This is a genomic window from Halomonas sp. AOP25-F1-15 (genome assembly GCF_052378675.1).
Taxonomy (GTDB): Bacteria; Pseudomonadota; Gammaproteobacteria; order Pseudomonadales; family Halomonadaceae; genus Vreelandella; species Vreelandella casei.
In genome coordinates this window covers 71851-96531 of record NZ_JBQSXV010000005.1, presented here as the reverse complement: position 1 = coordinate 96531, position 24681 = coordinate 71851, and the positions used below count along the sequence as shown (strand labels likewise).

General features: G+C 49.4%; 22 protein-coding genes and 2 pseudogenes. 9 read left to right on the top strand and 15 right to left on the bottom strand.

Annotation, left to right across the window (positions count from 1 at the left end):
* Nucleotides 1-120 precede the first annotated feature (120 nt).
* The 3 genes from ACT3TF_RS11010 to ACT3TF_RS11000 all read left to right on the top strand — a co-directional run bounded on the left by ACT3TF_RS11010 (nucleotide 121) and on the right by ACT3TF_RS11000 (nucleotide 4383).
* Nucleotides 121-2031: a DNA topoisomerase III gene (locus ACT3TF_RS11010; RefSeq protein ID WP_444672206.1), complete on the top strand. Its 1911-nt coding sequence runs from the start codon at nucleotides 121-123 to the stop codon at nucleotides 2029-2031.
* 311 nt (nucleotides 2032-2342) lie between these two features.
* Nucleotides 2343-3326 carry a DUF1852 domain-containing protein gene (locus tag ACT3TF_RS11005; RefSeq protein ID WP_096280345.1) on the top strand — a complete coding sequence of 328 codons (984 nt, stop codon included), beginning with the start codon at nucleotides 2343-2345 and terminating at the stop codon, nucleotides 3324-3326.
* 28 nt (nucleotides 3327-3354) lie between these two features.
* Nucleotides 3355-4383, top strand: coding sequence for a methionine synthase (locus ACT3TF_RS11000; RefSeq protein ID WP_441686452.1), 1029 nt, complete (start codon nucleotides 3355-3357; stop codon nucleotides 4381-4383).
* 69 nt (nucleotides 4384-4452) lie between these two features.
* Here ACT3TF_RS11000 and ACT3TF_RS10995 read toward each other — a convergent pair whose 3' ends face one another.
* Nucleotides 4453-4770 (bottom strand): winged helix-turn-helix transcriptional regulator, encoded by a 318-nt coding sequence (locus tag ACT3TF_RS10995; protein ID WP_217990286.1) that lies wholly within the window; start codon nucleotides 4768-4770, stop codon nucleotides 4453-4455.
* 114 nt (nucleotides 4771-4884) lie between these two features.
* Here ACT3TF_RS10995 and ACT3TF_RS10990 point away from each other — a divergent pair.
* Nucleotides 4885-5924 (top strand): annotated as a pseudogene (locus tag ACT3TF_RS10990) (IS3 family transposase).
* A gap of 6 nt (nucleotides 5925-5930) precedes the next feature.
* On the opposite strand, the gene ACT3TF_RS10985 reads toward ACT3TF_RS10990, so the two are convergent.
* The 7 genes from ACT3TF_RS10985 to ACT3TF_RS10955 all read right to left on the bottom strand — a co-directional run bounded on the left by ACT3TF_RS10985 (nucleotide 5931) and on the right by ACT3TF_RS10955 (nucleotide 12707).
* Nucleotides 5931-6977 carry a LacI family DNA-binding transcriptional regulator gene (locus ACT3TF_RS10985; RefSeq protein WP_096280351.1) on the bottom strand — a complete coding sequence of 349 codons (1047 nt, stop codon included), beginning with the start codon at nucleotides 6975-6977 and terminating at the stop codon, nucleotides 5931-5933.
* A gap of 108 nt (nucleotides 6978-7085) precedes the next feature.
* Nucleotides 7086-8018, bottom strand: a complete 933-nt coding sequence (locus tag ACT3TF_RS10980) for a 3-keto-5-aminohexanoate cleavage protein (RefSeq protein WP_096280353.1) — start codon at nucleotides 8016-8018, stop codon at nucleotides 7086-7088.
* Between the two features lie 22 nt (nucleotides 8019-8040).
* On the bottom strand, nucleotides 8041-9024 hold the full coding sequence (locus tag ACT3TF_RS10975; protein WP_226938653.1) for a 3-hydroxyacyl-CoA dehydrogenase: 984 nt from the start codon (nucleotides 9022-9024) through the stop codon (nucleotides 8041-8043).
* A gap of 18 nt (nucleotides 9025-9042) precedes the next feature.
* Nucleotides 9043-9816 (bottom strand): SDR family oxidoreductase, encoded by a 774-nt coding sequence (locus tag ACT3TF_RS10970; protein WP_096280357.1) that lies wholly within the window; start codon nucleotides 9814-9816, stop codon nucleotides 9043-9045.
* 37 nt (nucleotides 9817-9853) lie between these two features.
* The gene (locus ACT3TF_RS10965) at nucleotides 9854-11122 is read right to left on the bottom strand and encodes a TRAP transporter large permease (protein ID WP_096280359.1); all 1269 of its coding nucleotides are present in this window, start codon (nucleotides 11120-11122) and stop codon (nucleotides 9854-9856) included.
* A 2-nt stretch (nucleotides 11123-11124) separates the two neighbouring features.
* Complete coding sequence (locus ACT3TF_RS10960; RefSeq protein ID WP_096280361.1) at nucleotides 11125-11652, bottom strand: TRAP transporter small permease; 528 nt, start codon at nucleotides 11650-11652, stop codon at nucleotides 11125-11127.
* 56 nt (nucleotides 11653-11708) lie between these two features.
* The gene (locus ACT3TF_RS10955; protein WP_096280364.1) at nucleotides 11709-12707 is read right to left on the bottom strand and encodes a TRAP transporter substrate-binding protein; all 999 of its coding nucleotides are present in this window, start codon (nucleotides 12705-12707) and stop codon (nucleotides 11709-11711) included.
* A 333-nt stretch (nucleotides 12708-13040) separates the two neighbouring features.
* On the opposite strand from ACT3TF_RS10955, the pseudogene ACT3TF_RS10950 reads away from it, so the two are divergent.
* Nucleotides 13041-14123: pseudogene (locus ACT3TF_RS10950) on the top strand (IS3 family transposase).
* Between the two features lie 70 nt (nucleotides 14124-14193).
* Here the strand turns inward: ACT3TF_RS10950 and ACT3TF_RS10945 are convergent.
* Nucleotides 14194-15105 (bottom strand): LysR substrate-binding domain-containing protein, encoded by a 912-nt coding sequence (locus ACT3TF_RS10945; protein ID WP_096280366.1) that lies wholly within the window; start codon nucleotides 15103-15105, stop codon nucleotides 14194-14196.
* Nucleotides 15106-15225: 120 nt separating this feature from the next.
* On the opposite strand from ACT3TF_RS10945, the gene ACT3TF_RS10940 reads away from it, so the two are divergent.
* Nucleotides 15226-15927: an FMN-dependent NADH-azoreductase gene (locus ACT3TF_RS10940; RefSeq protein ID WP_096280368.1), complete on the top strand. Its 702-nt coding sequence runs from the start codon at nucleotides 15226-15228 to the stop codon at nucleotides 15925-15927.
* A gap of 103 nt (nucleotides 15928-16030) precedes the next feature.
* On the opposite strand, the gene ACT3TF_RS10935 is transcribed toward ACT3TF_RS10940, so the two are convergent.
* The 4 genes from ACT3TF_RS10935 to ACT3TF_RS10920 form a co-directional block, all read right to left on the bottom strand.
* A complete protein-coding gene (locus ACT3TF_RS10935; RefSeq protein WP_096280370.1) occupies nucleotides 16031-17344 on the bottom strand; it encodes a DUF945 family protein in 1314 nt (437 codons plus the stop codon).
* A gap of 78 nt (nucleotides 17345-17422) precedes the next feature.
* Complete coding sequence (locus ACT3TF_RS10930) at nucleotides 17423-17602, bottom strand: hypothetical protein (RefSeq protein WP_225734516.1); 180 nt, start codon at nucleotides 17600-17602, stop codon at nucleotides 17423-17425.
* 66 nt (nucleotides 17603-17668) lie between these two features.
* On the bottom strand, nucleotides 17669-18445 hold the full coding sequence (gene map / locus ACT3TF_RS10925) for a type I methionyl aminopeptidase (protein ID WP_096280372.1): 777 nt from the start codon (nucleotides 18443-18445) through the stop codon (nucleotides 17669-17671).
* Nucleotides 18438-18644, bottom strand: coding sequence for a ParD-like family protein (locus ACT3TF_RS10920; RefSeq protein WP_096280374.1), 207 nt, complete (start codon nucleotides 18642-18644; stop codon nucleotides 18438-18440). Before ACT3TF_RS10920 ends, map begins: the two co-directional genes overlap by 8 nt.
* A 240-nt stretch (nucleotides 18645-18884) precedes the next feature.
* On the opposite strand from ACT3TF_RS10920, the gene ACT3TF_RS10915 reads away from it, so the two are divergent.
* On the top strand, nucleotides 18885-20318 hold the full coding sequence (locus ACT3TF_RS10915; RefSeq protein WP_096280376.1) for a YfcC family protein: 1434 nt from the start codon (nucleotides 18885-18887) through the stop codon (nucleotides 20316-20318).
* 28 nt (nucleotides 20319-20346) lie between these two features.
* Here the strand turns inward: ACT3TF_RS10915 and ACT3TF_RS10910 are convergent, their stop codons facing one another.
* The gene (locus ACT3TF_RS10910) at nucleotides 20347-21249 is read right to left on the bottom strand and encodes a LysR family transcriptional regulator (protein WP_096280378.1); all 903 of its coding nucleotides are present in this window, start codon (nucleotides 21247-21249) and stop codon (nucleotides 20347-20349) included.
* A gap of 182 nt (nucleotides 21250-21431) precedes the next feature.
* Between ACT3TF_RS10910 and ACT3TF_RS10905 the strand changes: the two genes are divergently transcribed.
* A complete protein-coding gene (locus ACT3TF_RS10905; protein ID WP_096280380.1) occupies nucleotides 21432-22856 on the top strand; it encodes a M20 family metallopeptidase in 1425 nt (474 codons plus the stop codon).
* A gap of 21 nt (nucleotides 22857-22877) precedes the next feature.
* Nucleotides 22878-24122, top strand: a complete 1245-nt coding sequence (kynU, locus tag ACT3TF_RS10900; protein ID WP_096280382.1) for a kynureninase — start codon at nucleotides 22878-22880, stop codon at nucleotides 24120-24122.
* 16 nt (nucleotides 24123-24138) lie between these two features.
* On the opposite strand, the gene ACT3TF_RS10895 is transcribed toward kynU, so the two are convergent.
* On the bottom strand, nucleotides 24139-24558 hold the full coding sequence (locus ACT3TF_RS10895; protein WP_096280384.1) for a DUF2784 domain-containing protein: 420 nt from the start codon (nucleotides 24556-24558) through the stop codon (nucleotides 24139-24141).
* Nucleotides 24559-24681 lie beyond the last annotated feature (123 nt).

Here is a 24681-nt window from a genome sequence, read left to right as displayed (position 1 = left end):
GACACTTAATGACCTTTCCCCCAAAACTAACATCATGAACTCGATGAGATTTCCATCTAATATTGGTTAACGAAGAGCTCAAAATTCACACGTTATAGGGCTCATTCGAGGTAAGAAAAATTGATTCTATACATTGCCGAAAAGCCGAGTGTCGGGCGCGCAGTTGCAGACGTGCTGCCCAGACCACACCAAAAGGGTGATGGGTTTATCAGGGTTGCTAATGGCGATGTCGTCACCTGGTGTATTGGTCATTTATTGGAGCAAGCTGAGCCAGATGCTTATGATCCTGAGTACAAAAAATGGAAAAAAGAACACCTACCCATCATCCCAATCAAGTGGAAACATCACGTAAAAAGCCAAACCCGCTCGCAGTTTAATACTGTCAAAAAACTGATTAAAGAAGCCGATCAACTGGTCAATATGGGTGACCCTGACCGAGTCGGTCAAATCTTGGTCGATGAAGTGATCAATTATTCAGGTGTTAATAAAGCTAAACGCGAAGCTACCTTGCGCTGTCTCGTTAACGATATGAACCCTGCCGCTATCAACAAAGCGATGAATGATCTTCGCCAGAATACTGATTTCATACCGTTAGCAACATCAGCTCTGGCAAGGGCAAGGGCCGATTGGCTCTATGGCATCAATATGACACGCCTCTGCACTCTTCTTGGTCAAAGTGCAGGCTATAACGGCGTTTTGTCAGTTGGCCGGGTGCAGACCCCCGTGTTGGGCTTGGTTGTTCACCGAGACCAAGAAATCGAAAACTTTATAACTAAGCCATTTTATGAAGTCTTTATAACGCTTCAGACAGTGGCTGGTGAGTCTTTTACAGCAAAATGGAAGCCTAGCACTGCCTGTGAGCCTTATATGGACGAAGAAGGCCGCGTGCTTTCAAGAAAGCTTGCTGCAGTCGTTCTGCAAAAGGTGATCGGACATCCAGGCAAAGTCATCGCAGCTAAACGTGACAAGAAAAAACAGCCCGCCCCCCTGCCCTACAGCCTGTCTTCACTGCAAATTGATGCATCAAAACGGTTCAACTTAAGTGCTCAGAAGACTCTGGACGTATGCCAACAGTTATATGAACGCCATAAGCTGATTACCTACCCACGTTCAGACTGTCGGTATCTGCCTAAAGGCCACTATGGCGAGCGCCACACGGTGGCTCAGTCGATTGCCAAAACATCGCCGACGCTTTCTGATAGCGTACAAAAGGCTGACCTCGATCTTAAGAGCAAGGCGTGGAACGATGCCAAGGTAGGTGCTCACCACGCGATTATACCGACATCCAGAGCAGTGCCAGATGATCGTCTATCTCAGGATGAGAAGAATATCTACGGGCTAGTTGCCCGCCAGTACCTGATGCAGTTTTACCCAGCATTTGAGTATGCGGAACACCAAATAGACAGCGAGGTGGAAGGCGGCTTGTTCATTGCCAAGCACAAATCAGTCATTTCTAACGGCTGGAAGGCCCTGCTACCACCTCAAAAGACGTCGAAACAAGACGCAGAGCTTTCATCAATGGCTCTTCCCAACGTGAAGTCGGGAGACCCTGTTACCTGCATCGACGGCAAAATGGACGAGAAACAAACCAGCCCTCCGAAACGCTTCACAGACGCGACCTTACTCTCAGCCATGACGGGAATAGCGAGATATGTATCAGACCCTGAAATCAAAAAAGTACTCAGGGATACAGACGGACTCGGCACAGAAGCCACCCGTGCTGGAATTATCGAACTTTTGTTTAAACGGCAGTTTCTGACGAAGAAAGGTAAGGAAATTCACTCGACAGAAGCAGGCAAGCATCTTGTGAACAGCCTGCCTAAACGGATGGTCGTTCCTGATATGACGGCACACTGGGAATCTCAGCTTGAAGCCATCAGCGAAAAACGGATGCGTTACGGTCAGTTTATGCAGCCCCTCACTGATGGCCTGAAAGCGCTAATTGCTGAAGTAGAACGCGGTGACTTTTCTACGCTACGTGGCATGGGTAAGAAAGCGGTGCGCAAAAGAAGAGCCGTGAGAAAAAAGTAACGCCCACCCAACCATACTTTCTGTCGGCGCAACGTTGATCTTAATGGCGTCATCTGTGCTTTGTGAGAATTACCGTAAAACCATCACACGGCTATGACCGGCCGCACGCTCTACAGCCTAAACTCAAGCAATAAGAGCCACACCACCCATACTGTGCCACTTACCGAGTCATGAGTGTCGCTAATACTGTAATGAAATTAATTCGTTTTTGCTCAATCAATGACTCAGCGTAAAATGCCTACAGCCTTTAACTATAGACAATTTTAAGACTGCTGAGCAATAAACGCAGGCCATTAGGATACCCAATCACCATGAGCAACGAATTTACATTTTCTCTTAAAAGTATTCGTTTAGATGAAAACTATCATCCTTCCGAAAATACGCGGCTCACTACTAACTTTGCCAACTTGGCTAGAGGCAAGAATCGCCAAGAAAACTTGCGTAATACTTTAAACATGATTAACAATCGGTTCAATGCACTGGCACATTGGGACAATCTTAAAGGCGATCGCTATACTGTCGAACTTGAAATCATCTCCGTTGAGATGAATATTGGTATTGAAAGCACTAGCAATTCGCTCCCTTTGATTGAAGTATTGAAAACCAATATTATTGATCGAAAAACGAATGAACGCATTGAGGGTATTGTAGGAAATAATTTTTCCTCTTACGTGCGAGACTATGACTTTAGTGTACTGCTACTGGGGCACAATAAAGATCAGCCCACCTTTAGCACGCCAGATGATTTCGGCGGCCTGCATGGAAAGCTATTTCAGTGCTTCGTAAACTCAAATACATACAAAGATCACTTTAGCAAACCGCCTGTTATATGCCTAAGTGTTTCAGGTAGTAAAACCTATCAACGGACTGAAAACCAGCACCCGGTACTAGGTATGGAATACCAGCAAGACGAGTATTCTTTAACTGATGAATATTTCAAAAAAATGGGATTAAAGGTTCGCTACTTTATGCCCCCGAATAGTGTTGCGCCTTTGGCTTTTTATTTTACCGGCGATTTGCTTGGTGATTACACTAATCTTGAGCTTATCAGCACCATCAGCACGATGGACACCTTCCAAAAGATTTACCGGCCAGAGATTTACAATGCTAATTCTGCGGCAGGAAAATCCTATCAACCAAGTTTGAAGCACCAAGATTACTCATTAACTCGAATTATTTATGATCGAGAAGAACGCAGCGGACTGGCTATTGAACAGGGAAAATTTGTTGAAGAAAATTTTATCAAACCATACCAAGCGATTCTTGAGCAGTGGTCCACTAATTACGCTCTGTGATTAATCGAAAAATACAAGGTTATCTATTATGAAAAAATTGCTACCCACTTCAACTGCTGGCAGCTTACCTAAACCGTCTTGGCTTGCACAACCTGAGACACTCTGGTCACCCTGGAAATTGCAGGATGAAGAATTAATTGAGGGCAAACATGATGCTTTACGTTTGTCATTGCACGAACAACAACAGGCAGGTATCGATATTGTTAGTGATGGCGAGCAAACGCGCCAACACTTTGTCACCACATTTATAGAGCATCTCAGCGGCGTTGATTTTGAGAAGCGTAAGACCGTCAGAATTCGTGATCGCTATGATGCGAGCGTACCAACAGTCGTAGGCCCTGTGACTCGCCTAAAGCCAGTTTTTGTTGATGACGCCACGTTTTTACGTCAGCAAACAAAGCAACCTATAAAATGGGCGCTACCAGGCCCCATGACGATGATCGACACGCTTTATGATGATCATTATAAAAACCGCGAAAAGCTAGCTTGGGAATTTGCCAAAATCCTTAACCAAGAAGCCAAAGAATTAGAAGCGGCAGGTGTTGATATTATTCAATTTGATGAGCCTGCGTTTAATGTATTCTTTGATGACGTTAATGATTGGGGAATTGCTACGTTAGAAAGAGCAATTGAAGGCCTTAAATGCGAAACGGCTGTACATATTTGCTACGGCTATGGCATCAAAGCCAATACAGATTGGAAAAAAACATTGGGTTCAGAGTGGCGACAATATGAAGAAGCTTTTCCCAAGCTGCAAAAATCTAATATCGATATTATCTCATTAGAATGCCACAACTCTCATGTTCCAATGGAGCTACTCGAGCTCATCCGAGGTAAAAAAGTGATGGTAGGCGCGATTGACGTGGCCACCGATACCATTGAGACACCAGAGGAAGTAGCCAAGACCCTACGAAAAGCACTTCAGTTTGTAGATGCCGATAAGCTCTACCCTTGTACCAACTGTGGAATGGCCCCATTACCTCGTCGAGTAGCAAGCGGCAAGCTAAAGGCCTTGAGTGCGGGTGCAGAAATTGTCCGGAGAGAACTCTCGAATTAGTACTGATATACAGCTTGAAGCGCTTGAGTTTTTAGGGGGCTGGGCTGAAAATCACCGTGACATTTTGAATTAGTTTTCGGCGCTGATGCGCTCGTCATAGGTGATGCGAGCTTGTTCAATAGTATCCAAGCTTTGCTCAGCCCACACCCATACACCACAAAACGCCGCCCCAAGTCCGAGGCCAAGATCTGTTAAATGATATTCCCCCTTGGGCGGCACAGCTGGATACACCGTTCTAATCACTAAACCCTCGCGCTCCATCTCCCGCAGCGTTTTCGTTAACATCTTCTGGCTGATGCCGCTGACCGTTTTGGCAAGTTGCGTGAAGCGCATAACGTCATGTTCAGCCAGTACGTCGAGGATGATCATCGTCCACTTGTCGGCCACCCTGCCAATCACTTCGTTGACCAGCGCTTCGATGCGCGGATCGGAGGCAATTCCCCCGAAAAATAATCGCAGAGATAAGTGGAATTTTTAACCTGAATCAACAGGAGATTCCACATGCGCAAATCGCGTTTCACTGACAGCCAGATCATGGCGATTCTTAAGCAGGCCGAGTCCGGTGTGCCGGCTCCGGAGCTTTGCCGGGAACACGGCATGAGCAGCGCCAGCTTCTATAAATGGCGCGCCAAATACGGCGGCATGGACACCTCCATGATGAAACGCCTTAAAGAACTGGAAGACGAAAATCGTCGTCTCAAGAAGATGTACGCCGAGGAGCGACTCAAATCCGAGTTACGCCAAGAGGCCCTTGAGGGAAAGTGGTAAAGCCATCTCATCGACGAGAGATAGCGAAGAAGGCCGTTGAAGCAGGCCGATGCAGTACTCGGCTCCACCTTAGGGTCTTTAGCATCAGCGAGACCTGTTATCGCTACCAGGCCACGCTGAGGCCATTGTCGACTGGCTGGTGCATTTGGCCCACAACCAGCGTAACTGGGGGGTTGGGCTGTGTTATCTATATTTACGTAATGTGAAGGGTTTTGGCTGGAACCATAAGCGCGTCTATCGGATTTACAGGGAGCTGGAACTGAACCTGTGGATCAAGCCGAAGAAGCGCCTTGTTCGGGAAAAGCCGGAACCGCTCGCCGTGCCACAAGCACTGAATGATTGCTGGTCCATGGATTTCATGCATGACCAGCTGTGCGATGGTAGAACGTACCGCCGGTTCAACGTGATCGATGATCACAACCGGGAAGGCCTGATCATTGGTGCGGATTTCTCCCTGCCGGTAGAGCGCGTGATTCTGTCCTTAACCCAATTGATCGAGTGGCGAGGGAAGCCCAACGCCATTCGCTGTGACAACGGGCCAGAGTACATCAGCAAGAGCTGATCAATTGGGCGAAGCATGAACACATTGAATGAAGGTACATCCAGCCCGGTAACCCGCAGCAAAACGCTTACATTGCACGCTACAACCGAACGGTTCGTTCGGTGACGTCCAGGCATTTGCAATGCGTTGGCTCTGGACGTATAACCATGAACGACCCAACATGGCGTTGGGCGGAATAACACCGAAACAAAAGATGGCCATGGCCGCTTAACGGATTCTACTTATCGCCCCGGTTATAAATGGGGGGGTTGCCTACTGGGCGAGTGCTTCGGCGAATTTTCGGTGTCACCGGCAAAATAATCTGCTCAGGTGGGGCCTCGGGATGACTGATATGGTTAAGCAGCAGTTCGGTTGCCTTGACAATCATTTGTTCGACCGGCTGTTGCAAGGTCGTGAGAGAATGACTGGGCCATGCTGACATTGCCATGTCGTCAAAGCCTATGACTGAAACTCCTTCAGGTACCGATAAATGCAGCTCATCGCGTAATGTCTCCATACCGGCAATAGCCATTAAGTCATTCGCAGCGAACAGTGCATCCGGCATTGTTTCAGGTCTTCGAGTTGAAAATAAACGGCGCGTCGCATCGCAGGCCTCATCGTATCGATAATACCCTACATCATAAGCAAAGCAGGTTTGGCCTTCTGTGGCCAAGCCTGCTTTGAAGCCCTCTTCACGTTGACGATTGGTTGTCGATTCGGGTATTCCCGCTAAATAAGCAATTCGTTGGCATCCTTGTGAAGCAAGATAACGACCTGCCCAATAACCGCCTTGATAATTATCGCTCCCAACTTGACTAATACCAGAATACTCGACGGTACGATTTATAATGACGACGGGAATCCCAAAGTCCGCGACTTCTTTCGCCTGATGTTGGTTTAGCGTAATGGCCAGCATCAGCACCCCTTCAACTTGGCTGCGAATCAGGTCGTCCACCACCATGTCAAAGTCGCCATTTTTTGGTGCAAAAAACAGCAACAGGTGATAACCCTGTTCCTGTAAAAAGCGGGAGGCTTTCTCTAGTAAATATGCATAAAACGGATTCTGAAGACTATAAGTGACTACGGCGATCGTCCGACTTGAGCGAGTAATCAAAGAACGCGCGATCGTATTGGGTCGATACCCCAGCTGTCGCGCGGCATCCATCACTTTTTTACGCGTCTTTTCTGAAACACTAGATGCCTGCGAGAAACTGCGGCTCACAGCGGATTGCGACACCCCGGCTAGGTGAGCGACATCGCGTGAAGTGATGGATTTTCTTTTCATTGATTCAACTTATTCAGGCGAGAGAAGTAACGGATTTAAGCCAACCTAGCAAAACGAGAAGGCCCGGTCGCCCAGGCCTTCCGTTAGTGTCAGCTTTTGGGAGCTATTTTAGAAACGAACCTTATCAGCACCTTTAAGCTCTAGCATTTCCCGTGCTTCATCAGGGGTCGCAATTTCAAACGAGAGCGCCTCCAGAATCTCGCGCACTCGCTTAACTTGCTTAGCGTTAGTTTCTGCTAATTTACCAGGTTCCAGCCATAGCGAATCTTCTAGCCCTACCCGTACATGCCCGCCGATAGCAGCCGATTGCGCCGCGATTCGCATTTGGCTACTGCCAGCGCCTAAAACCGACCATTCGTAATGTTCTCCAAAAAGCCGATCCGCAGTACGTCGCATATGCATTACGTCCTCGGGGTGTGGGCCAATACCACCCAGTATCCCAAATACGCTTTGTACAAAGACCTTGCCCCCAACCACGCCTCTATCCAGTAAATTGCGGAGGTTATACAGGTGGCCAATATCGTAACATTCGTACTCAAATCGCGTGCCATTTTCGGTGCCTAGCGTGATGGCCTTTTCAATATCTGCAAAGGTATTTTTAAAGACTAAATCTCGGCTATTCTCTAGATGGTCACGCTCCCATTGATGCTCAAATGACGAGTAGCGATTAAGCATAGGAAACAAGCCAAAGTTCATAGACCCCATATTCATAGAGGCCAATTCGGGCTGAAACTCCATGGCAGGCCGCATACGTTCTTCGACCGTCATGTGTGGGCTTCCTCCCGTGGTCAAGTTAATCACCGCGTTGGTTGATGACTTGATCTTAGGTAAAAACTGTTCGAATACCGCCGGATCTTGAGTAGGCTTGCCATTATTCGGGTCGCGAGCATGCAGATGCAGAATAGCTGCCCCCGCCTCGGCCGCCGCAATACTTGCTTCGGCAATTTCATCCGGCGTTACCGGTAAATGTGGTGACATTGATGGTGTGTGAATTGCACCAGTGACTGCGCAGGAAATGATTACTTTACGCTTGTTAGCCATTGTTAGGTCTCCTTGTTTTGGTTTAACTACTATCTTTTTCAGCCATTAAGCGTTGATGCGCTATTAGTGACATCAGCCGACGATCTCGCCATTCATGACGAGCCGCTAGTTCAGCACGGGGCAATAAAGCGCGTCGCTCTTCACCCACTATTTTTAGAGTGGATGCATCCCATGGGTTTTCTTGCCCGCGCTGCTGGTCTACTTGGTGATATAGAGGCCCATAACGACTGGCATAATCCTCGATTCCAGCCGGAGCGTTGAGATCGATGGTTTCAAACGGCCCCATAAATGACCAGCGCAGCCCCAGCCCGTGTTTTACAGTTTTATCGAGATCTTCCGCAGATACATACCCATCGCGAAACAATCGTAGTGCCTCATTAAGTAATGCACCTTGTAACCGATTGAGCACAAAACCTTCGATTTCTTTACGTACTAAAATAGGCACTTGCTGTGCCGCTTCCATTAGCTGCAATGTCGTGGTCGTTACGTCCTCAGATGTCTGTGGGGTTGGTACAATTTCAACAAGGGGAATTAAGTAAGGTGGATTGACGGGATGTGCAACTAAACAACGCTCTGGATGTTGCAAGCGCTCACTAAATTGCGAAGCTGCAATGCCGGATGTAGAGCTGGCCAAAACAGTACCGGTAGCCACCACTGCTTCGAGCTCACGATAAATAGTTTTTTTACCCTCCACATTCTCTGGGCCACACTCTTGCACATACTCAACGCCCTGCATGGCGCTGGTTAAGTCTGCATCAAACCGAATGCGCGTCATTATTTGGTCAACATCAGCCACTAACTCGGCCTGCTGCAAATCATTTAATGATTGCCGGATAGCATCGCCTGCATTTACCAGCGCGTTGGCATTAACGTCATAAACACTCACTAAAAATCCAGCCCGAGCAAAGACAATTGCCCAAGCACGACCAATTAACCCAGCCCCAACTATGCCAATTTTCATTTGAGACACTGCGCCAGCATTCACCCGTTGTGTATCTGGTTGCATGACTATCGAACCTCTGATTTATAGCGTTTCGACATTGGCGCACACGCTTAACGCCTGCCCGGAAATATTCGAGCCACCTGGGGCGGATAAAAATAGAGCCATCGCCGCTATGTCCGTAGGCTCCACCATTTTTCGCATGGAAATCTTGGCTAGGTTTTCTTGCTCCATTGCTTCATAGGTGATGCCACGCTTAGCCGCTCGATCTTCAATGACTTTCTCTATCCGTGGGCCACGTACAATGCCGGGTAAAATAGCGTTTACCCGTACGCCATCTGGACCTAACTCGCAGGCAAGGCTTTTGGTTAAGCCGACAACAGCCCACTTGCTTGCCGCGTAGGGCGTTCGATAGGCAAACCCCAAACGACCTGCCACTGAGGCCAGATTAATCATTAGGCCCTGGCTTTCGCGAAGCAATACCGCTGAATGGTGAGCGATACGATATTGTCCGTTCAGGTTGATATCGATAGTGTGCGTCCACTCCTCTTCGCTAATTTCCTCAACGCTGGCGGTTGGTCCGGCTATCCCGGCGTTGTTGACGACGACATCGAGCCCTCCCAACTGCTTCACGTCTTCAAAAAGTCGATCAATATCCTTCGCGTTACTTACATCTCCTAACGTATAGGTAATCCCCTTAGGTAATGACATGAGTGCCGCTTCGTCTACATCGCAAACATGCACCAAAGCGCCAGCTTCTTTAAAAGCCTGGGCAATCGCTAAACCAATCCCGTTAGCGCCTGCCGTAACGAGCACCTTTAGCCCCTGACGCGGAATGAGACTTTCGATAACTGACATGATTGTTTTCCTTGTTAGTTGAAGTAGTAATGGGGTATCAAAGTGACGGTAACCACGTTGATAGTGCAGGTATCAAACTAATAATCAGCACATTGACGAGTACAATGGCTACGAATGGCAGGATCGCCCACGTCAATCTAGCGACACCGATTTTGGAGATTTGCGAGGCAACGAAGAGATTCAGCCCGACAGGCGGTGTGAACATACCCATTGCCAGGTTTACCACCATGATGATGCCGAAATGAACAGGGTCGAAGCCGAAGCTAATCGCAATAGGTAACAGTATCGGCACAAAAATAAGAATTGCCGCCGCGGCCTCGATAAACATGCCGACAAACAGTAGCAACACATTGGCCATAATAATAAAAGCTAAAGGGCTCTCAATGGTTGTTAGTACAAAATCTGACACCATAGTGGGTACACGTAAGCTCTGAAGAATACGTCCGTACAACCCTGCAGCGGCGATAATGCTCAACACAATTGCAGAGGTAACGGCCGAGTCTTGTAAAATACGTACCAAATCTCTCAGTTTTATTTCGCGGTAAACCATGAAACCCACAATAAATGAATAGGCAACTGCGATAACGGCCGCTTCAGTTGGCGTTGTGATACCCCCATAAATACCTCCCAAAATTATCACGGGCATCAGAATCGCTAATAATGCTTTTCGGGCGGCCTGTAGCATTTCCTTAACAGTACTTTTTTGGTTGCCGCCAATACCGTTTTTACGCGCAAACACATAGGCAAAAACTAACAATGAAATGGCAACCAGGATGCCTGGCAGTATGCCCGCAATAAACATATCGCCTACCGACACATTCGCGGCAATAGCGTACAGAATTAGCGGAATGCTGGGTGGGATAATGACGCCCAATGCACCAGAGGCGGCTTGGTTGGAGGCTGCGTAACTTCCGGGATAGCCTTTTGCAATCATCGCAGGAATTAATATAGAGCCAATCGCCGCAGTGGTTGCCGCTCCTGAGCCAGAAATAGCCGCAAAGAACAACGACGTGACAATGGCGACCATTGCCAACCCCCCTGTCATACCGCCTACTAGCGTGTTGGAAAAATTAACCAATCGCTCGGAAATGCCGCCATGCTGCATGAGAAACCCCGCCAGAATAAAAAACGGAATCGCCATTAAAGGAAACGAGTTTACGGAGCCAATCAGTTGCTGAGTAACGATTAGCATGGGCATTAAATCGCCATGCCAAACGGTGATGGCCGATGCTAACCCCAGTGAAAAGGCAATGGGTACGCCAACAAGAAACAAGCCGAGTAAGAGGAGGAACAACAGAAGCGCCATAATTAGCTGACCTCCGGCGGTTGATGCTCCGCCTGTTTGAGATGCTCTTTGCCTAAGATTTCATCTATGAGCAGAGCAACACTGTTAACCAGAATCACGATTCCCCCTAAAGGCACCGCCATGTAGGGCCACATCATCGATACGCGTGTACTTGGGGCCGTCTGATTAGAGACACGCCCCACAAGATCAAATCCATACTTCACAATGATCAGTGCAAATAGCGCCGAACAAAGCACAACGGCCACTCTCAATACGTAAGCAAAACGCACGTTTGCATATTCCAGAAGGATATCAACCGAAATCAAAGTGCCTTTGCGGTAGGCGTATCCGGCACCAATAAAGGTTAACCAAATCATTGCAAAGCGAGCTATTTCATCAGAGAAAAATAACGGTTTACCCACTACAAACCGAGCAAACACTTGCCAAAAAATCAGTACGGTCATCGTCAGTAATAAAAATGCTAAGCCCCACCCCACCACGCGATTAAATTGATCGATGGCTTTATTGACCTGTATTAGCAAAGACTTCATAGCAGCCCCACCATTGATGAAAGTGCGGGGGAGATCCCCCGCGTGTTGTCAGAGGATCAGTATTCGAAATTCAGAGCCGCTTCAACGAGGTCTTCACCTACGGTCGGTGACCATTGTTCAATCACCGGACGTACAGCATCGCGGAAAGGTGCAAGATCAGGCTCGGTGACCGTCATTCCAAGTTCTTCAAGCTGAACTTTATAGCGCTGTTCAAGTTCCTGACTTGCTTCACGCTGAAAAGGCAAAGCAATTTGCGCGGCCTCAAGAATGATTGTTTGATCTTCTTCGCTAAACGAATTGAATAAGTCTAACCCCATCATCAGTGGTGCAGGTGAGTAGACGTGCTGCGTTAGATTTAGGTAGTCCTGTACTTCGTAAAAGTTGACATCATAAATAGTCGCCAGAGGGTTCTCTTGGCTATCCATGACCCCCTGCTGAAGTGCGGTGTAGACCTCTGTCCATGCCATTGGTGTCGCGTTAGCGCCTAATGCCTCCCAGGTATCTACCTGTACCCGGCTCTCTTGGGTACGGTGATTAATTCCATCAAGGTCTTCAGGCGTGTTAAGGGCACGCACGGAGTTTGTGTTATGGCGAAAGCCATTTTCCATCCAGGCTAAGAACTTAACGTTCATTTGTTCTTCAGCGAGTGTCGCCAGCTCTTCACCGTATTCACTATCCAAAAACGCATAAGCATGGGCGTTATTTTCAAAAATATACGGCAGATCAAACAACAGGAATTGGTCAACAAAGCCACCCATCGGGCCTGTTGAAGTAATACCCGCATCAATAATGCCGAAGCCCATTCCCTCAACCACTTCCCGTTCAGCACCCAGCGCATTGTTGTAGTGCGGTTCAATGGTCAAGCGCCCTTCTGAGAGACGTTCTAATTCTTCACCAAATTTCAAGACCCCCACCCCCTGCTGGGAATCAGGGCCAAGAGGCAAACTGACATCAATTGAGCGCTCAGCTTGCGCAGTTGCAGTGGTAGCCATGGCTATGGCAATAGCCCCAGCCATTACCGACACTTTTTGCGGCGTAAGATAGACGTGATGCATTTATTTAGCTCCTATTGTGATTGTTTTTTGCGACAGATTTTTAAATGCTCAGCTGCGCTGTAAAACCTTTTACCCTTTACCGCTCAACATCAACAGTTCTAAAATAAAAAGACTACGTATTCAATACAATGACTTTTATATATCAATATAATCTAGTAAAGCACTGATAAAAAAGGAATATACTTTAGTATAACCAAGTGAATACGTAGTCTTTTATATCCATTTTTATTTTTCTGCTTTAAACAAACGGTGCTTGTCAACGGGTAATCTTTCCGAAAAAACAGGGTGCTCAAAATTAGAATTTTCCGTGAGCTAAACGCAGGTAGATTCTGCATGAAAAAATCACATTTTTCTGACAGACAAATCATGGCAATTCTAAAGCAAGCCGAGAGCGGCCTACCTGTTCCTGAGCTCTGCCGTGAATACGGCATGAGCAGTGCTAGCTTTTACAAGTAGCGAGCCAAATTCGGCGGCATGGATACCTCCATGATCAAGCGTATGAAAGAGCTCGAAGATGAAAATCGGCGGCTTAAAAAGATGTATTCAGAAGAGCGTCTCAAGTCCGAGCTGCGCAAGGAATCCCTGGAGGGAAAGTGGTAAAGCCATCTATCCGTCATGAGATGGCATACAAAGCGGTTGCGAAGGCCCGTTGTAGCATTCGCGTGGCCTGCGTTACCTTCAGCGTCAGCGAATCCTGCTATCGCTACCAGGCCAAGCTCAGCAGTGAAAACGCCGAGATTGCCGACCTGCTAGTGCGGTTGACTCAGCACCAGCGCAAATGGGGCTTTGGCCTATGTTTTCTGTATCTGCGCAACGTGAAAGGCTATCCCTATCCCTGGAACCACAAACGCATTTACCGAATTTATCGGGAACTGGAGCTGAACATGCGTATCAAGCCCCGCAAGCGGCTGGTACGTGAAAAGCCCGAGCCGCTGGTGGTACCCACGGTGATCAACGCCAGTTGGTCCATGGATTTCATGCATGACCAGCTAGAAGATGGACGTAGTTACCGGCTGTTCAACGTGATCGATGATTACAATCGGGAAGGCCTGGGCATTGAAGTGGATCTGTCTTTACCCTCTGAGCGGGTAATGCGAGCATTGGATCAGATCATCGAGTGGCGTGGAAAACCTACCCAGATTCGCTGTGACAACGGGCCAGAATACATCAGTGCCGTGCTGGCTGCCTGGGCTGAGAAGCGGAGCATTACCTTGGTCTTTATCCAGGCAGCAGAATGTGTATATCGAGCGCTACAACCGAACTGTGCGCTACGACTGGCTGGCCCACTATCTATTCCACTCCATTGAGGAAGTTCAGGAATATGCAACGCAGTGGCTATGGACCTATCATAACGAACGGCCCAACATGGCCCTCGGAGGCATTACTCCTCAACAGAGACTGGCCATGGTGGCTTGAACTCTACTTTTGAAGCCCTCTAAAAATGGGGGATTACCCACGAACAAAAGGATAACTGTATAAAAGGGTTTTATATATCTTTCGACACTCTCGTCAACATACCCTGCACCGCCATCACCCAATCCCGGATAGCCAGAATCGTCGGATCGTGCTGGCGGCTTTCTGGATAGACCAGGAAAAACGGTTTGCCTTCTAATTCCGGACCGAATGGCTGTACCAGCCGCCCATCCTGCAATTCATCCTTAATAAGTTGTCGGCTCATCAGCGCCACTCCCTGCTCACCGACGGCAGCAGAAATAGCGTGAGTTTCGTCAGAAAACACTAGCCCGGCTTTGACGTTAAGCCCCGCGACCCTCGCCCGTTTCTGCCAAAAAGCCCAATCAAGTCGAGTAGATACTTCCCCCTGAGCCGAGAAGTGGATCAGTGAATGTGAAGGCAGCTGAGCTACATCGCTCAAGCCAAGGCGTGGGCTGCAGACGGGTACAAAGGTATTATCAAACAGCTTCTCTGCCACTAGCCCTGGCCAGCGTCCATCGCCATAGCGAATCGCAATATCGGTTGTTGCCGCATCCAATGCTACCGGCTCATGAGAGACATGAACGCGCAGATCAATATCGGGATGAGCATCGCGCAGCATACACACCCAGGGAAGCAACCAGCGCATCGCCACCGCTGGTGTTGTTGAGAGCGTTACGGGATGACGAACCTGCGCAGCGTTCAGCCGCCCAACAACATTGCTGATGCTATCAAACGCGGTCTCCAGTACTTGAAACAGCTCGTGACCCTGGGGTGTCAGTACCAACTGACGAGGCTTTCGAACAAAGAGAGACACTCCCAACGCCCTTTCAAGCCCCCGGATTTGATGACTAATGGCGGTGGCCGTCACCGACAACTCCTGTGCCGCCTGCTTGGCGCTTTCATGACGGGCAGCAGCCTCGAAAGATCGAAGCGCCGAAAGTGAAGGTAATGGGCGATGACTCATAAGTGAATTTTACTCATCTATAGCGGCAAGAAATGATCGTTTGTTGAAGCTTATAAGCACGGCATAAGCTGCATCTACGATTAAGAATAGATGAATTCAGCTCACAATTGGAGACACAACATGTCACATGTCCTACATATAGATGCGAGCGCCCGCCCCGGCATTGCAGGCGTTGACCACCACGGCTCGCATAGTCGCCATCTGTCCCACCGATTCGTCAGTCAGTGGCAATTACGCCGCCCGCAAGACGTGATCACCTATCGAGATATAGGCCAACGCCCACCATCCATCGTTAATCACGACTGGATTGCATCTACTTTCACATCTGAAGAGCAACGAGAACCCTGGATGAGGGATGCACTAGTCGAAAGCGACCAGCTGGTTGATGAGTTGATTGCTTCGGATATCGTGGTCATTGGCACGCCGCTCTACAACTTCGGCATGCCCGCAAGCCTCAAAGCATGGGTCGATCAGGTAATTAGGCCAGGGCGAACGGTCGATATTGACAAGACCCAACCGGACGATCCTTACATCGCCAAGCTCACCGACCGAGAGCGGCATGCCGTCGTTCTCACCGCCAGAGGCGGCGTGGATATGGCACCCGGCGAAGCAATGGCGCACATGAACCATCTGGAGCCAAATCTGGCCTCAGCGTTTGAGTTTATGGGTATTACCCGGCTGCATTACATTGCCATTGAGGGGCAGGAAATAGGTGGCGAAGTGCTGGCCGCGTCTACTGCTCAAGCACTACGCAACGTTGAAATGCTGGTGAGTGAGTTACAGGTGACGTTTAGGGACGCTCCAACGCCCGAACTTGCTTAAATACGTAGAAGAGCTATTTTTGAAAAGCAATCTTTCCAGAAGTCCTTGAGATGATTAGGTGCGAAGATAATGTCATTCATAATCTCCGCACCTTTCAAGCGTGTTACATCACAGGCTGACCATTAACCGTTAACGTGCCGTCTTTCCACACAACGTGCTGCATATCACTTGTCGGGTCTAACAAGCCTGCAAACGGCATTGGAATCATACCGATAACGAGATCAGGAGGCGTTGTCAGGCTGACATCCAGACTCACTCGATTGGCAAGATACGTCAGTGCGTCGGCTTCGCTCATCACGTCATCTGAGGCCTGCAACAGCTCAGGCTGCGGCAGCTCTTCATCCCAAAGCGCGCTGTACAAGGCAGGTTTAGAAAGATTGGCTCCATCAAAGCTTATATCGGCCGTGAGGCGCGGCTTGAAGTCGATACCCATCATAGGCAGCACAACATGTGCTTCCAAAGGCTGGAAGGCAATCGACGGATTGGCAATCAGTACATCGTAGCCGCTCTCGATAGCCTGGGTTAGCAGTTCACGCTCTTCTTGCTCATCACCTCGCTCACCGCTTTCTTCGTATTCTAAACGCATTGCTTCCAGCGGTGCATAGGCTTCTTGCAACGTCTGAAAGGCCTGTACATCCCAATTATTGGCCGTCATCTCAAACGAAATGCTACCTATAGATGTATCGTCTGTACCCATATCGGCGACTGTGAAAGAGGCACCTGAATTAACAATTGGCGAATCACCCACGGATTCAGACTCAGCTTCAAGCGCTATATCTGTCATATAGACGCTGACACCCTGCGCCAAAAACTCAGCTCTGGGTATTGCCAAAGACTGCTGCATTACACGGTTCTCATCTCCTTGTGTATGCAACGTAGCGCGAGGCGATATAATCCGCACCGAGTCGTTTTCATTATTAATGAGGACCTCACGCGCCTGCCCTTCAACATTCCAGGCATTGAGCTCTTCACGATTTAAATCCACCACCAGATCATGAAGCGTGCTGTCGACATCAACCGTACTTAAAGAACTAGACGTAAGCTGGCCGTTTATCGAACTGCGAGTGGCCACCAAGTCAACGTCGATATCACCCGTTACAAACTGTTCATTCGGATGAATCGTACCCGTGATCGGGCTTTTAATAACGCCATGATCGACCAGCAGGTTTACCTGCGCGTTGGCATTTTCAACACCTACCATGCCGATCGTTGCGGTCACCGTTGTTTTGAACAGGGTTTTATCAATCGTCACATCCCTTGCGTACCAAGAAAGCGAGTCATCCATCTGCGCAAAGCTTTGGGTAAGCGCCTTTTCAACCTCATTACCCACTACCGCCTGCGCACCTAAATATCCCCCGCCCCCCAACACTACAACGCCAGCAGCAGTTAAAATCAACGATTTAGAGGTTGCAGGCATGTCTGTATCCTTAATAAAAATGATTATTAATTGTCCTTTATTTAAAGATAAAAACCTACCGCTAATTCAGGCTTATTGTTAACCGCCCAGAAGCATCATGTTGCCGATCAAGCCCAACAAAAAACCCGCCACTGCACCTAGGGCAGGCATGCCCCGCATCTCAAGCTTTGAGCTCGGTGCAATATCTTGAAAGACCAGATACAAAATCGCCGCACCTGCCAGTAGCGATAACAGCAATATGTAAATAATAGTCATCATAGAATATTAGCTATCACACCCTAATTATTAGGATACCCATCATTGGTTGAGTTAAGAGGCTCGCCGTTACCCAGGCCGCTCTTCATCACGCAGCGTTAATACCTCAAAACCTTGGGAGGTAACCGCAATCGTATGCTCCCATTGCGCCGACAGTGTTTTGTCACTGGTGACGACCGTCCAGCCATCTTTCTTGGTTTTTATTTTAGCCTTGCCCTGATTGATCATAGGCTCAATGGTAAACACCATGCCTTCTTTTAGAACAAGGCCTTTTCCTCTCTGCCCATAGTGCAGCACTTCCGGCTCTTCATGCATTTCCCGACCAATACCGTGGCCGCAGTATTCACGCACAACCGAGTATCCGCTATTTTCAGCATATTGCTGAATCGCATAGCCCACATCACCCAACGTAGCGCCGGGCTTAACAGCGTTTATTCCTTGCCACATAGCTTCGTAGGTTTTATCAACCAGCCGTTTTGCTATGGGCTTTACATCGCCCAGCATGTACATCTTGCTAGAGTCGGCAATAAACCCGCCCTTCTCTAAGGTAATATCGACATTGACAATATCGCCTGATTTAAGCGTTTGCGCATCGGATGGAACGCCGTGGCAGACCACCTGATTAACCGACGAATTGAGCACATACTGATAATCATATTGCCCTTTACTTGCGGGGCGGGCCTGCAGATCATCAACGATATATCGCTCGGCCCAATGATTGATATCCATCGTAGAAATACCGGGCACAATGCGCTGATCAAGATAGTTGAATACCGATGCAAGCAGTCGACCGGCCTCGCGCATTAGGCGCAGTTCCTCTTCACTTTTCAGAATCACTTTAGCCACCGACCACCTCCCCGACATTAATATCGGCTTTCTTCATTTGCTCTCGCACAATCTCAGAAAACGTCATGCCTGGATTGGTCTCAGCCAACATGCCGATTTTTATCCAATATTCCGCCTGCGCATTAATAGAGCGCACCATAACAGCGCTGGCCCTGCGAATATCTTCATGTAGCTGGTCATCTATTTTCACAATTCCCATAAGCACACCCTCAAAGCATACGAAACATATACGAATCATATGCTCACTAGGAATTACCTACAAGCCTGTATGCCATGGACATCTTCTAACTAAGGGTTCACTTACCAAAAATAGAAAACACGTTTGATTAATCCACAATTGTCCACTTTAGCCTTACTTGGTAGGTTGATTTTCATATAAATATGCCTTCCGTATATGCCTCATTATTAAAATGACAATCCTCTTGAAGTGGAGACAACGATGTCCTTAAAGGCAAACTCAAGCGAAATCGGCGCTATAGAGCACAAAAAGAAAAAGCTACCGATGCCAGATGTCTTTATCATCTTGTTCGGCTTCATGATTTTAGTGCTGATTGCCTCCTACTTCATTCCCGCCGGTACTTACGAGAGAAGTAGCGTTAATGGCTTGACGCAGGTATCTACCGATAGCTTTCGCTATATCACGGCTCCGTCACTAAATTTAATGGATTTATTTACCTCCATTCATAAAGGATTGGTGGCGGCTTCTGGCGTCATCTTTCTGATTTTGATCGTCGGTGGCGTTCTTAAGGTTATCGAATCGACGGGCGCACTTAGCGCCGGTATTCATCGCATGATTGGCCTAGCCAAGGGTCGGCAAAACATTCTCATCGTGATTTTCTGCACCACATTTGCAACGCTAGCCTCCGTGGGTGTGGGCGCGAACCTAGCCATTGCATTTATTCCTATCGGCCTGTTTCTGGCGCGCTCGTTGAAACTTGACCCTATTGTTGGAGTAGCGATTATCTTTCTGGGCTCTTATGCGGGCTTTGCCGCCGGCGTTTTCGACCCCACGGTAACCGTTACCGGGCAGACCATTGCCGAGCTGCCTTTGTTCTCAGGCTTTGTCTACCGCAGTGCGATTTTTGTGGTCTTTCTCGCTATTACTGCCGCGTATATTTGCCATTACGCCAAGCGAGTTAAGAGCAAACAGGCTAACAGCAACGCTGAAAATGTAGCGGTTAGCGCGACCGGCGAAGCCCAGGAAGCCGATGCTGCGCCTGATTTCACTTTTTCCCACAAAGTTATTTTAACGATGTTTGCCGCCTCCTTTGCGTTCTTCTTATACGGCGGCTTTTCGTTTGGCTGGGGCATTACGGAGCTTTCCGCGACCTTTCTTATGCTCGGAATTATTACCGCCGCAGTCGGCAAAATATCGCCCAATGCGTTTATCAAGCGGCTGATGAATGGCGCGGGTGAAGTGATGTATGGCGCGCTGGTCGTTGGGGTAGCGGCAGCCGTGATCGTATTGCTCAAGCAGGCCCAGCTGATTGACACCATTGTACATAGCGTCGCCAGCTCGCTGGATGGTCACGGCAAAATCATGGCGATGCAGCTTCTTTACCTCTTTAACCTGACCTTTAACGGCATTATTACTTCCGGCACAGGGCAGGCGGCGATCGTCATGCCTATTATGGTGCCCATTGGCGACATGCTTGAGGTAACCCGTCAGTCCACCTTCATTACCTTCAAGCTAGGCGATGCTGTGACTAATATTGTTACGCCGCTTTCCGGCACTCTAATGGCCTGTTTGGCTATCGCTCGTATTTCCTATGTGGAGTGGTTCAAGTTTGTATTGCCGCTGGTGATACTTTGGATCGCCGCAGGTAGCGCCTTCGTGGCTATTGCGGTCAGCATTAATTACGGGCCTTTTTAAGGCCCCTTTAGCGCAACAGTACCGAGATTTATTGCGAGGCAGTGATAAGCCGGTGGTTTAAAAAGCTCAGAAATGCCTTCATGTGAGCAGGCATTTGGCGCTCTGCCATGACCTGCACTTGAAGGCTGCGAAGCGCCAGCTGCGGCTCCAGCAGCGGTTTTAACACCAAGCCTTGCGCTTGCGTTTTACCGCTCACCGCCACGGCGCTACACAGCCCAACCATATTAGGGTGCTCGCACACCATAGTGTAAGTAGCGCCCAGCGAGTCGCAGGAAAAGCTGGGCTGTATGCTGATACCTGAAAGGCTGCATGCCACATCAAACAAATAGCGCATGGTGGACCCATTCAAGGACATGCTAAGCGGATACTGGCTCAGATCTGCCACGTGCAGTTCAGCCTTGCTGGCCAAAGGATGATGTTTGGACATCAGCGCCCGGATCGCCGCGTTATGGCTAGAGACGACGTGAATACCGATATCCGGTGAAAGGCTAAAGGTCAGGGCAATATCCGCCTCACCCTCTTTAACGAGTTCCGAGGCGCGCACTGAATCCACCATATGCAGATCAAAGCACGTGTCCGGGCATTGAGTAATAAATTCAGAGATAACGCTGGGCAGAAAATGCCAGGCCATACCATCGGGGCATGCCACGGTGATTTTACGCTGCTGGCGCGTCATCACGTCGTGCATCTGTTCGATGACGCTGCTGACCTCCAACTGGTTACGCAGCGCATAGGCTTGCAGCAGCCTGCCCGCTTCGGTGAGCTGCATGCCGCGAGGCTGACGATTGAACAGCTTTATATCCAGGCGTTGCTCAAGGTTCGTGACCTGACGACTCACCGCAGAGACGGCAACGTGCAGCTCTTCTGCCGCGGCAGAAAGCGAGCCCGTTTTAGCCACGCTGTGAAAAAAGCGCAAGTTGAGTTCCTGCATCGTGCTCTTCCCCATTTTTGATTAACGCCTGGCGAGCGCAGCTGATTTCTAATGATTAGAAAGAGTACTTGAAAGATTCATAATAGTCGCAAAGGTAGCCAAGAATTACTCTTTTTTAGTGGCGTCTTACGCACAGTTCTTTTCGACGACTTCCAACATTCCAACGACCATAAGGGGGGTTCATGGATACAACGCAGCGTTCAGGTCGCGAACACGCGCTTCAACTGGCGGTTAACGAGCTTACCAACGGCAACTTTTATCGCAGCCTGGCACGCCGAGTGGCGCTTAAAACGGTCAGCCAAGACCCCTCGCGTCAAGACACTCTGCACGACTACTTGAACAATGAAATGTCGCCACTGCTAACCGAGCTAGGGTTTGACTGCCAGATCATTGCTAACCCAAGCGCCGGCCAGCCTCCCCTGTTGATCGGCCAACGTATAGAAGACCCCGCGCTTTCTACGCTGTTACTTTATGGCCATGGCGATGTCACCGATGGTCAGGAAGACAAATGGGCCAATGGCATCGACCCATGGGCACTGACCTTCATTGACGGTCGCGTTTATGGCCGCGGCACGGCTGACAATAAGGGCCAGCACAGCGTTAACCTCAGCGCCCTTGAGGCGGTGATCAAGGCTCGCCAGGGTAAGCTGGGTTATAACGTCAAAATACTTTTTGAGATGAGCGAAGAGATCGGTTCACCAGGTCTGGAAGCGGCCTGCCTTGCGTATAAGGAAGCGCTGAAAGCCGACCTATTTCTCGCCTCGGATGGCCCACGCATCCGCCACGATATGCCCACGCTATTTCTTGGTTCGCGGGGCATACTCCAGCTAAAGCTTTCGTTGGCGACCGGCAACGGCGGCCGTCATTCTGGCAACTGGGGCGGCATCATCACCAACCCTGCCGTCGTGGTCTGTAACGCCATTGCCACGCTGCTCTCCGCAGAAGGCAGAATTCAAGTCGGCTTCCTCAAAGCACCGGCGATTCCAGCAGAGGTTTCCCAGCTCATTCGCGACTTGCCGGTAGGTGGCGGGGAAAACGACCCGACGATCAACCCCGCGTGGGGTGAAAACCAGCTTAGCGATGGCGAGCGCCTGTATGGCACTAACACGTTAGAGATTTTAGGCATGAGCGCAGGCAGAACAGACAAACCGGTGGGCGCGATTCCTGAAAGCGCTGAAGCCGTTCTACAGCTGCGCTTTGTGAAAGGGACTGACTGGCAGACCATAGAAAGCCATTTACGCCAGCATCTTGATACCCACGGCTTTAAGGCTATTCAGATTGAAATGTTAGGTGGCTATACCGCAACTCGGCTAGACCCTCATCATCCGTGGGTCGGCTTTGTGGCGAAATCAGCCCGTCTAAGCCTTAAAGAAGACGCGCATATTTTGCCTAACCTGGGTGGCACGATCCCCAATCACTGCTTTTCGGAGGCACTCAACTTGCCGACGGTCTGGCTGCCCCACTCCTACCCATCTTGCAATCAGCATGCGCCCGACGAACACCTGCTTGAAACCATCGTTGAGCAGGGACTTAAGATGGCCGCTGGCGTATTCTGGGATTTAGGCGAACCTCAAGCAAAAAAACTAGCGACGAACGAGGCAATCTAAGCAATTTTCGGGAGTAGTGATATGAGTAAAAACCAAAATGGGGTGAGTCTTACCAGTGTTCAAGCGCTGGATCAAAACGACCCTTTAGCCAATTTTAAGCGCCGCTTCGCCCTACCGAAAGGCGTGCTGTACTTAGATGGTAACTCCCTTGGCGCTCAGCCCATCGCTGCTAAAAAGGCCGTGGACGATACCTTGGATCAGTGGCGTGACGAGCTGATTAAGGGCTGGAACCAGGGTTGGTTTGACGCTCCCGAGCGATTAGGCAATCTATTAGCGCCGGTGATTGGCGCCCGGCGCGGTGAAGTTACCGTTACGGACAATATTACTTTGAACATCTTCAAGCTGCTTGGCTATATCATCGGCCAGCGCCAGGGAGAGCGCAAAGCGGTGCTTAGCGAGGGTGGCAACTTTCCTACCGATGGATATATCGCCCAGGGTTTTTGCCGGATAAGCGGTGCAGAGCATCGTTTTCTTCCTGAAAATAGCGACCTGGCAGAGCACTTGGACGGCGTGGCAGTGGTAGTGCTTAGCCAGGTCAACTATCGCACCGGCAAGCTTCGCGATATAACGGCCACCACTCGATTGGTACACGCACACGGCGCTGAAGTGATTTGGGACTTGGCTCACTCGGCAGGCGCGCTACCGATCGACCTTAACGGGAGCGGCGCCCGCTATGCGGTGGGCTGTACCTATAAATATCTCAACGGCGGCCCTGGCTCACCGGCTTTTCTTTACGTGCATAGCAACTATCAAGACCAAGGCTGGCAACCGCTTTCCGGTTGGCACGGGCATGCATCGCCCTTTGCGTTTGATGCTGACTATATCCCGGCTAACGATATTTCTCATTTCCGCACAGGCACGCACTCAGCCATCATTTACGCAGCGCTGGAAGCCTCTCTAACCCTGTGGGCCGAGGTCGACATGGCAGCCGTAAGAGCTAAAAGCGTGGCAATGAGTGAGTTATTTCTTGCGTGTTTAGGCGATATTTTTCACCGCCACGGTATTGAAGATATCACCCCGGCGTCCAGCCAGCGCGGTAGTCAGGTATCACTTATCGACACCCAAAACGGTTACGCTATCGTTCAAGCGCTCATTGCTCGCGGTGTTATCGGCGACTACCGTGAGCCGGGGCTAATGCGCTTTGGCTTTACGCCACTTTACCTTAGCTTTGAAGACGTTTGGCTGGCGGCTCAACACTTTAGAGAAGTCGTGGAAAGCGGCGAGTACCGAGATCCACAGCTTCATGTTCGTGGCGCGGTCACGTAAGGCAAAATATTGCTCATTACAGGCTTGGATCTCGCTTACTCGCCAAGCGGTTAGGCCGCACAACAAACCAGCTGGCCAACACCAAGCTGCCAAATAACGTATAGACCGCAATAAATACCCAATCAGGGGCACTGTAGTAAAGCAGGTTCTGGAGCCAATATTGAATAAATGAGCCGCTGTAAGCTATGACGCCCGCCTTTTCGCGCAGCGCCATTTCCCACGTGGTTAAGGGGCAAACAAACCCCAACCAAGCCTGCCCCACTACATAACCAATGGCGCATAGATGAATGATACGAAAAGCGCTGTTGCGCACCCACTGCCAGTGCAGGAAATAGCCTGCATAGACGGCGAGTAACCCAAGCACCACAAAGGCCACAAATAGCACGTGGAAGACGAGGATGGCGTCGGCTAGGCGTAGTAAAAACAATTCTGGCATAGGCAAAGACTAATCAAGGTGGATACGCAAAATAACCTTTTCACTTGCAAGGCCGCTAAAAACAATAGCACATGCTACAGCTGTCCTTCTTCGCTGGTGAATGCTTCCCACCGGCGGCTCTTG

What these genes read in the sequence shown, in the direction of transcription:
- ACT3TF_RS10945 (WP_096280366.1), bottom strand. Translation starts at nt 15,105, where the DNA reads ATGAGTCATCGCCCATTACCTTCACTTTCGGCGCTTCGATCTTTCGAG.
- ACT3TF_RS10935 (WP_096280370.1), bottom strand. Translation starts at nt 17,344, where the DNA reads ATGCCTGCAACCTCTAAATCGTTGATTTTAACTGCTGCTGGCGTTGTA.
- ACT3TF_RS10915 (WP_096280376.1), top strand. Translation starts at nt 18,885, where the DNA reads ATGTCCTTAAAGGCAAACTCAAGCGAAATCGGCGCTATAGAGCACAAA.
- kynU (WP_096280382.1), top strand. Translation starts at nt 22,878, where the DNA reads ATGAGTAAAAACCAAAATGGGGTGAGTCTTACCAGTGTTCAAGCGCTG.
- ACT3TF_RS10940 (WP_096280368.1), top strand. Translation starts at nt 15,226, where the DNA reads ATGTCACATGTCCTACATATAGATGCGAGCGCCCGCCCCGGCATTGCA.
- ACT3TF_RS10955 (WP_096280364.1), bottom strand. Translation starts at nt 12,707, where the DNA reads ATGCATCACGTCTATCTTACGCCGCAAAAAGTGTCGGTAATGGCTGGG.
- ACT3TF_RS10895 (WP_096280384.1), bottom strand. Translation starts at nt 24,558, where the DNA reads ATGCCAGAATTGTTTTTACTACGCCTAGCCGACGCCATCCTCGTCTTC.
- ACT3TF_RS10975 (WP_226938653.1), bottom strand. Translation starts at nt 9,024, where the DNA reads ATGCAACCAGATACACAACGGGTGAATGCTGGCGCAGTGTCTCAAATG.
- ACT3TF_RS10980 (WP_096280353.1), bottom strand. Translation starts at nt 8,018, where the DNA reads ATGGCTAACAAGCGTAAAGTAATCATTTCCTGCGCAGTCACTGGTGCA.
- ACT3TF_RS10920 (WP_096280374.1), bottom strand. Translation starts at nt 18,644, where the DNA reads ATGGGAATTGTGAAAATAGATGACCAGCTACATGAAGATATTCGCAGG.
- ACT3TF_RS10905 (WP_096280380.1), top strand. Translation starts at nt 21,432, where the DNA reads ATGGATACAACGCAGCGTTCAGGTCGCGAACACGCGCTTCAACTGGCG.
- ACT3TF_RS10910 (WP_096280378.1), bottom strand. Translation starts at nt 21,249, where the DNA reads ATGCAGGAACTCAACTTGCGCTTTTTTCACAGCGTGGCTAAAACGGGC.
- ACT3TF_RS11000 (WP_441686452.1), top strand. Translation starts at nt 3,355, where the DNA reads ATGAAAAAATTGCTACCCACTTCAACTGCTGGCAGCTTACCTAAACCG.
- ACT3TF_RS10970 (WP_096280357.1), bottom strand. Translation starts at nt 9,816, where the DNA reads ATGTCAGTTATCGAAAGTCTCATTCCGCGTCAGGGGCTAAAGGTGCTC.
- ACT3TF_RS10960 (WP_096280361.1), bottom strand. Translation starts at nt 11,652, where the DNA reads ATGAAGTCTTTGCTAATACAGGTCAATAAAGCCATCGATCAATTTAAT.
- ACT3TF_RS10985 (WP_096280351.1), bottom strand. Translation starts at nt 6,977, where the DNA reads ATGAAAAGAAAATCCATCACTTCACGCGATGTCGCTCACCTAGCCGGG.
- ACT3TF_RS10930 (WP_225734516.1), bottom strand. Translation starts at nt 17,602, where the DNA reads ATGATGACTATTATTTACATATTGCTGTTATCGCTACTGGCAGGTGCG.
- ACT3TF_RS10965 (WP_096280359.1), bottom strand. Translation starts at nt 11,122, where the DNA reads ATGGCGCTTCTGTTGTTCCTCCTCTTACTCGGCTTGTTTCTTGTTGGC.
- ACT3TF_RS11005 (WP_096280345.1), top strand. Translation starts at nt 2,343, where the DNA reads ATGAGCAACGAATTTACATTTTCTCTTAAAAGTATTCGTTTAGATGAA.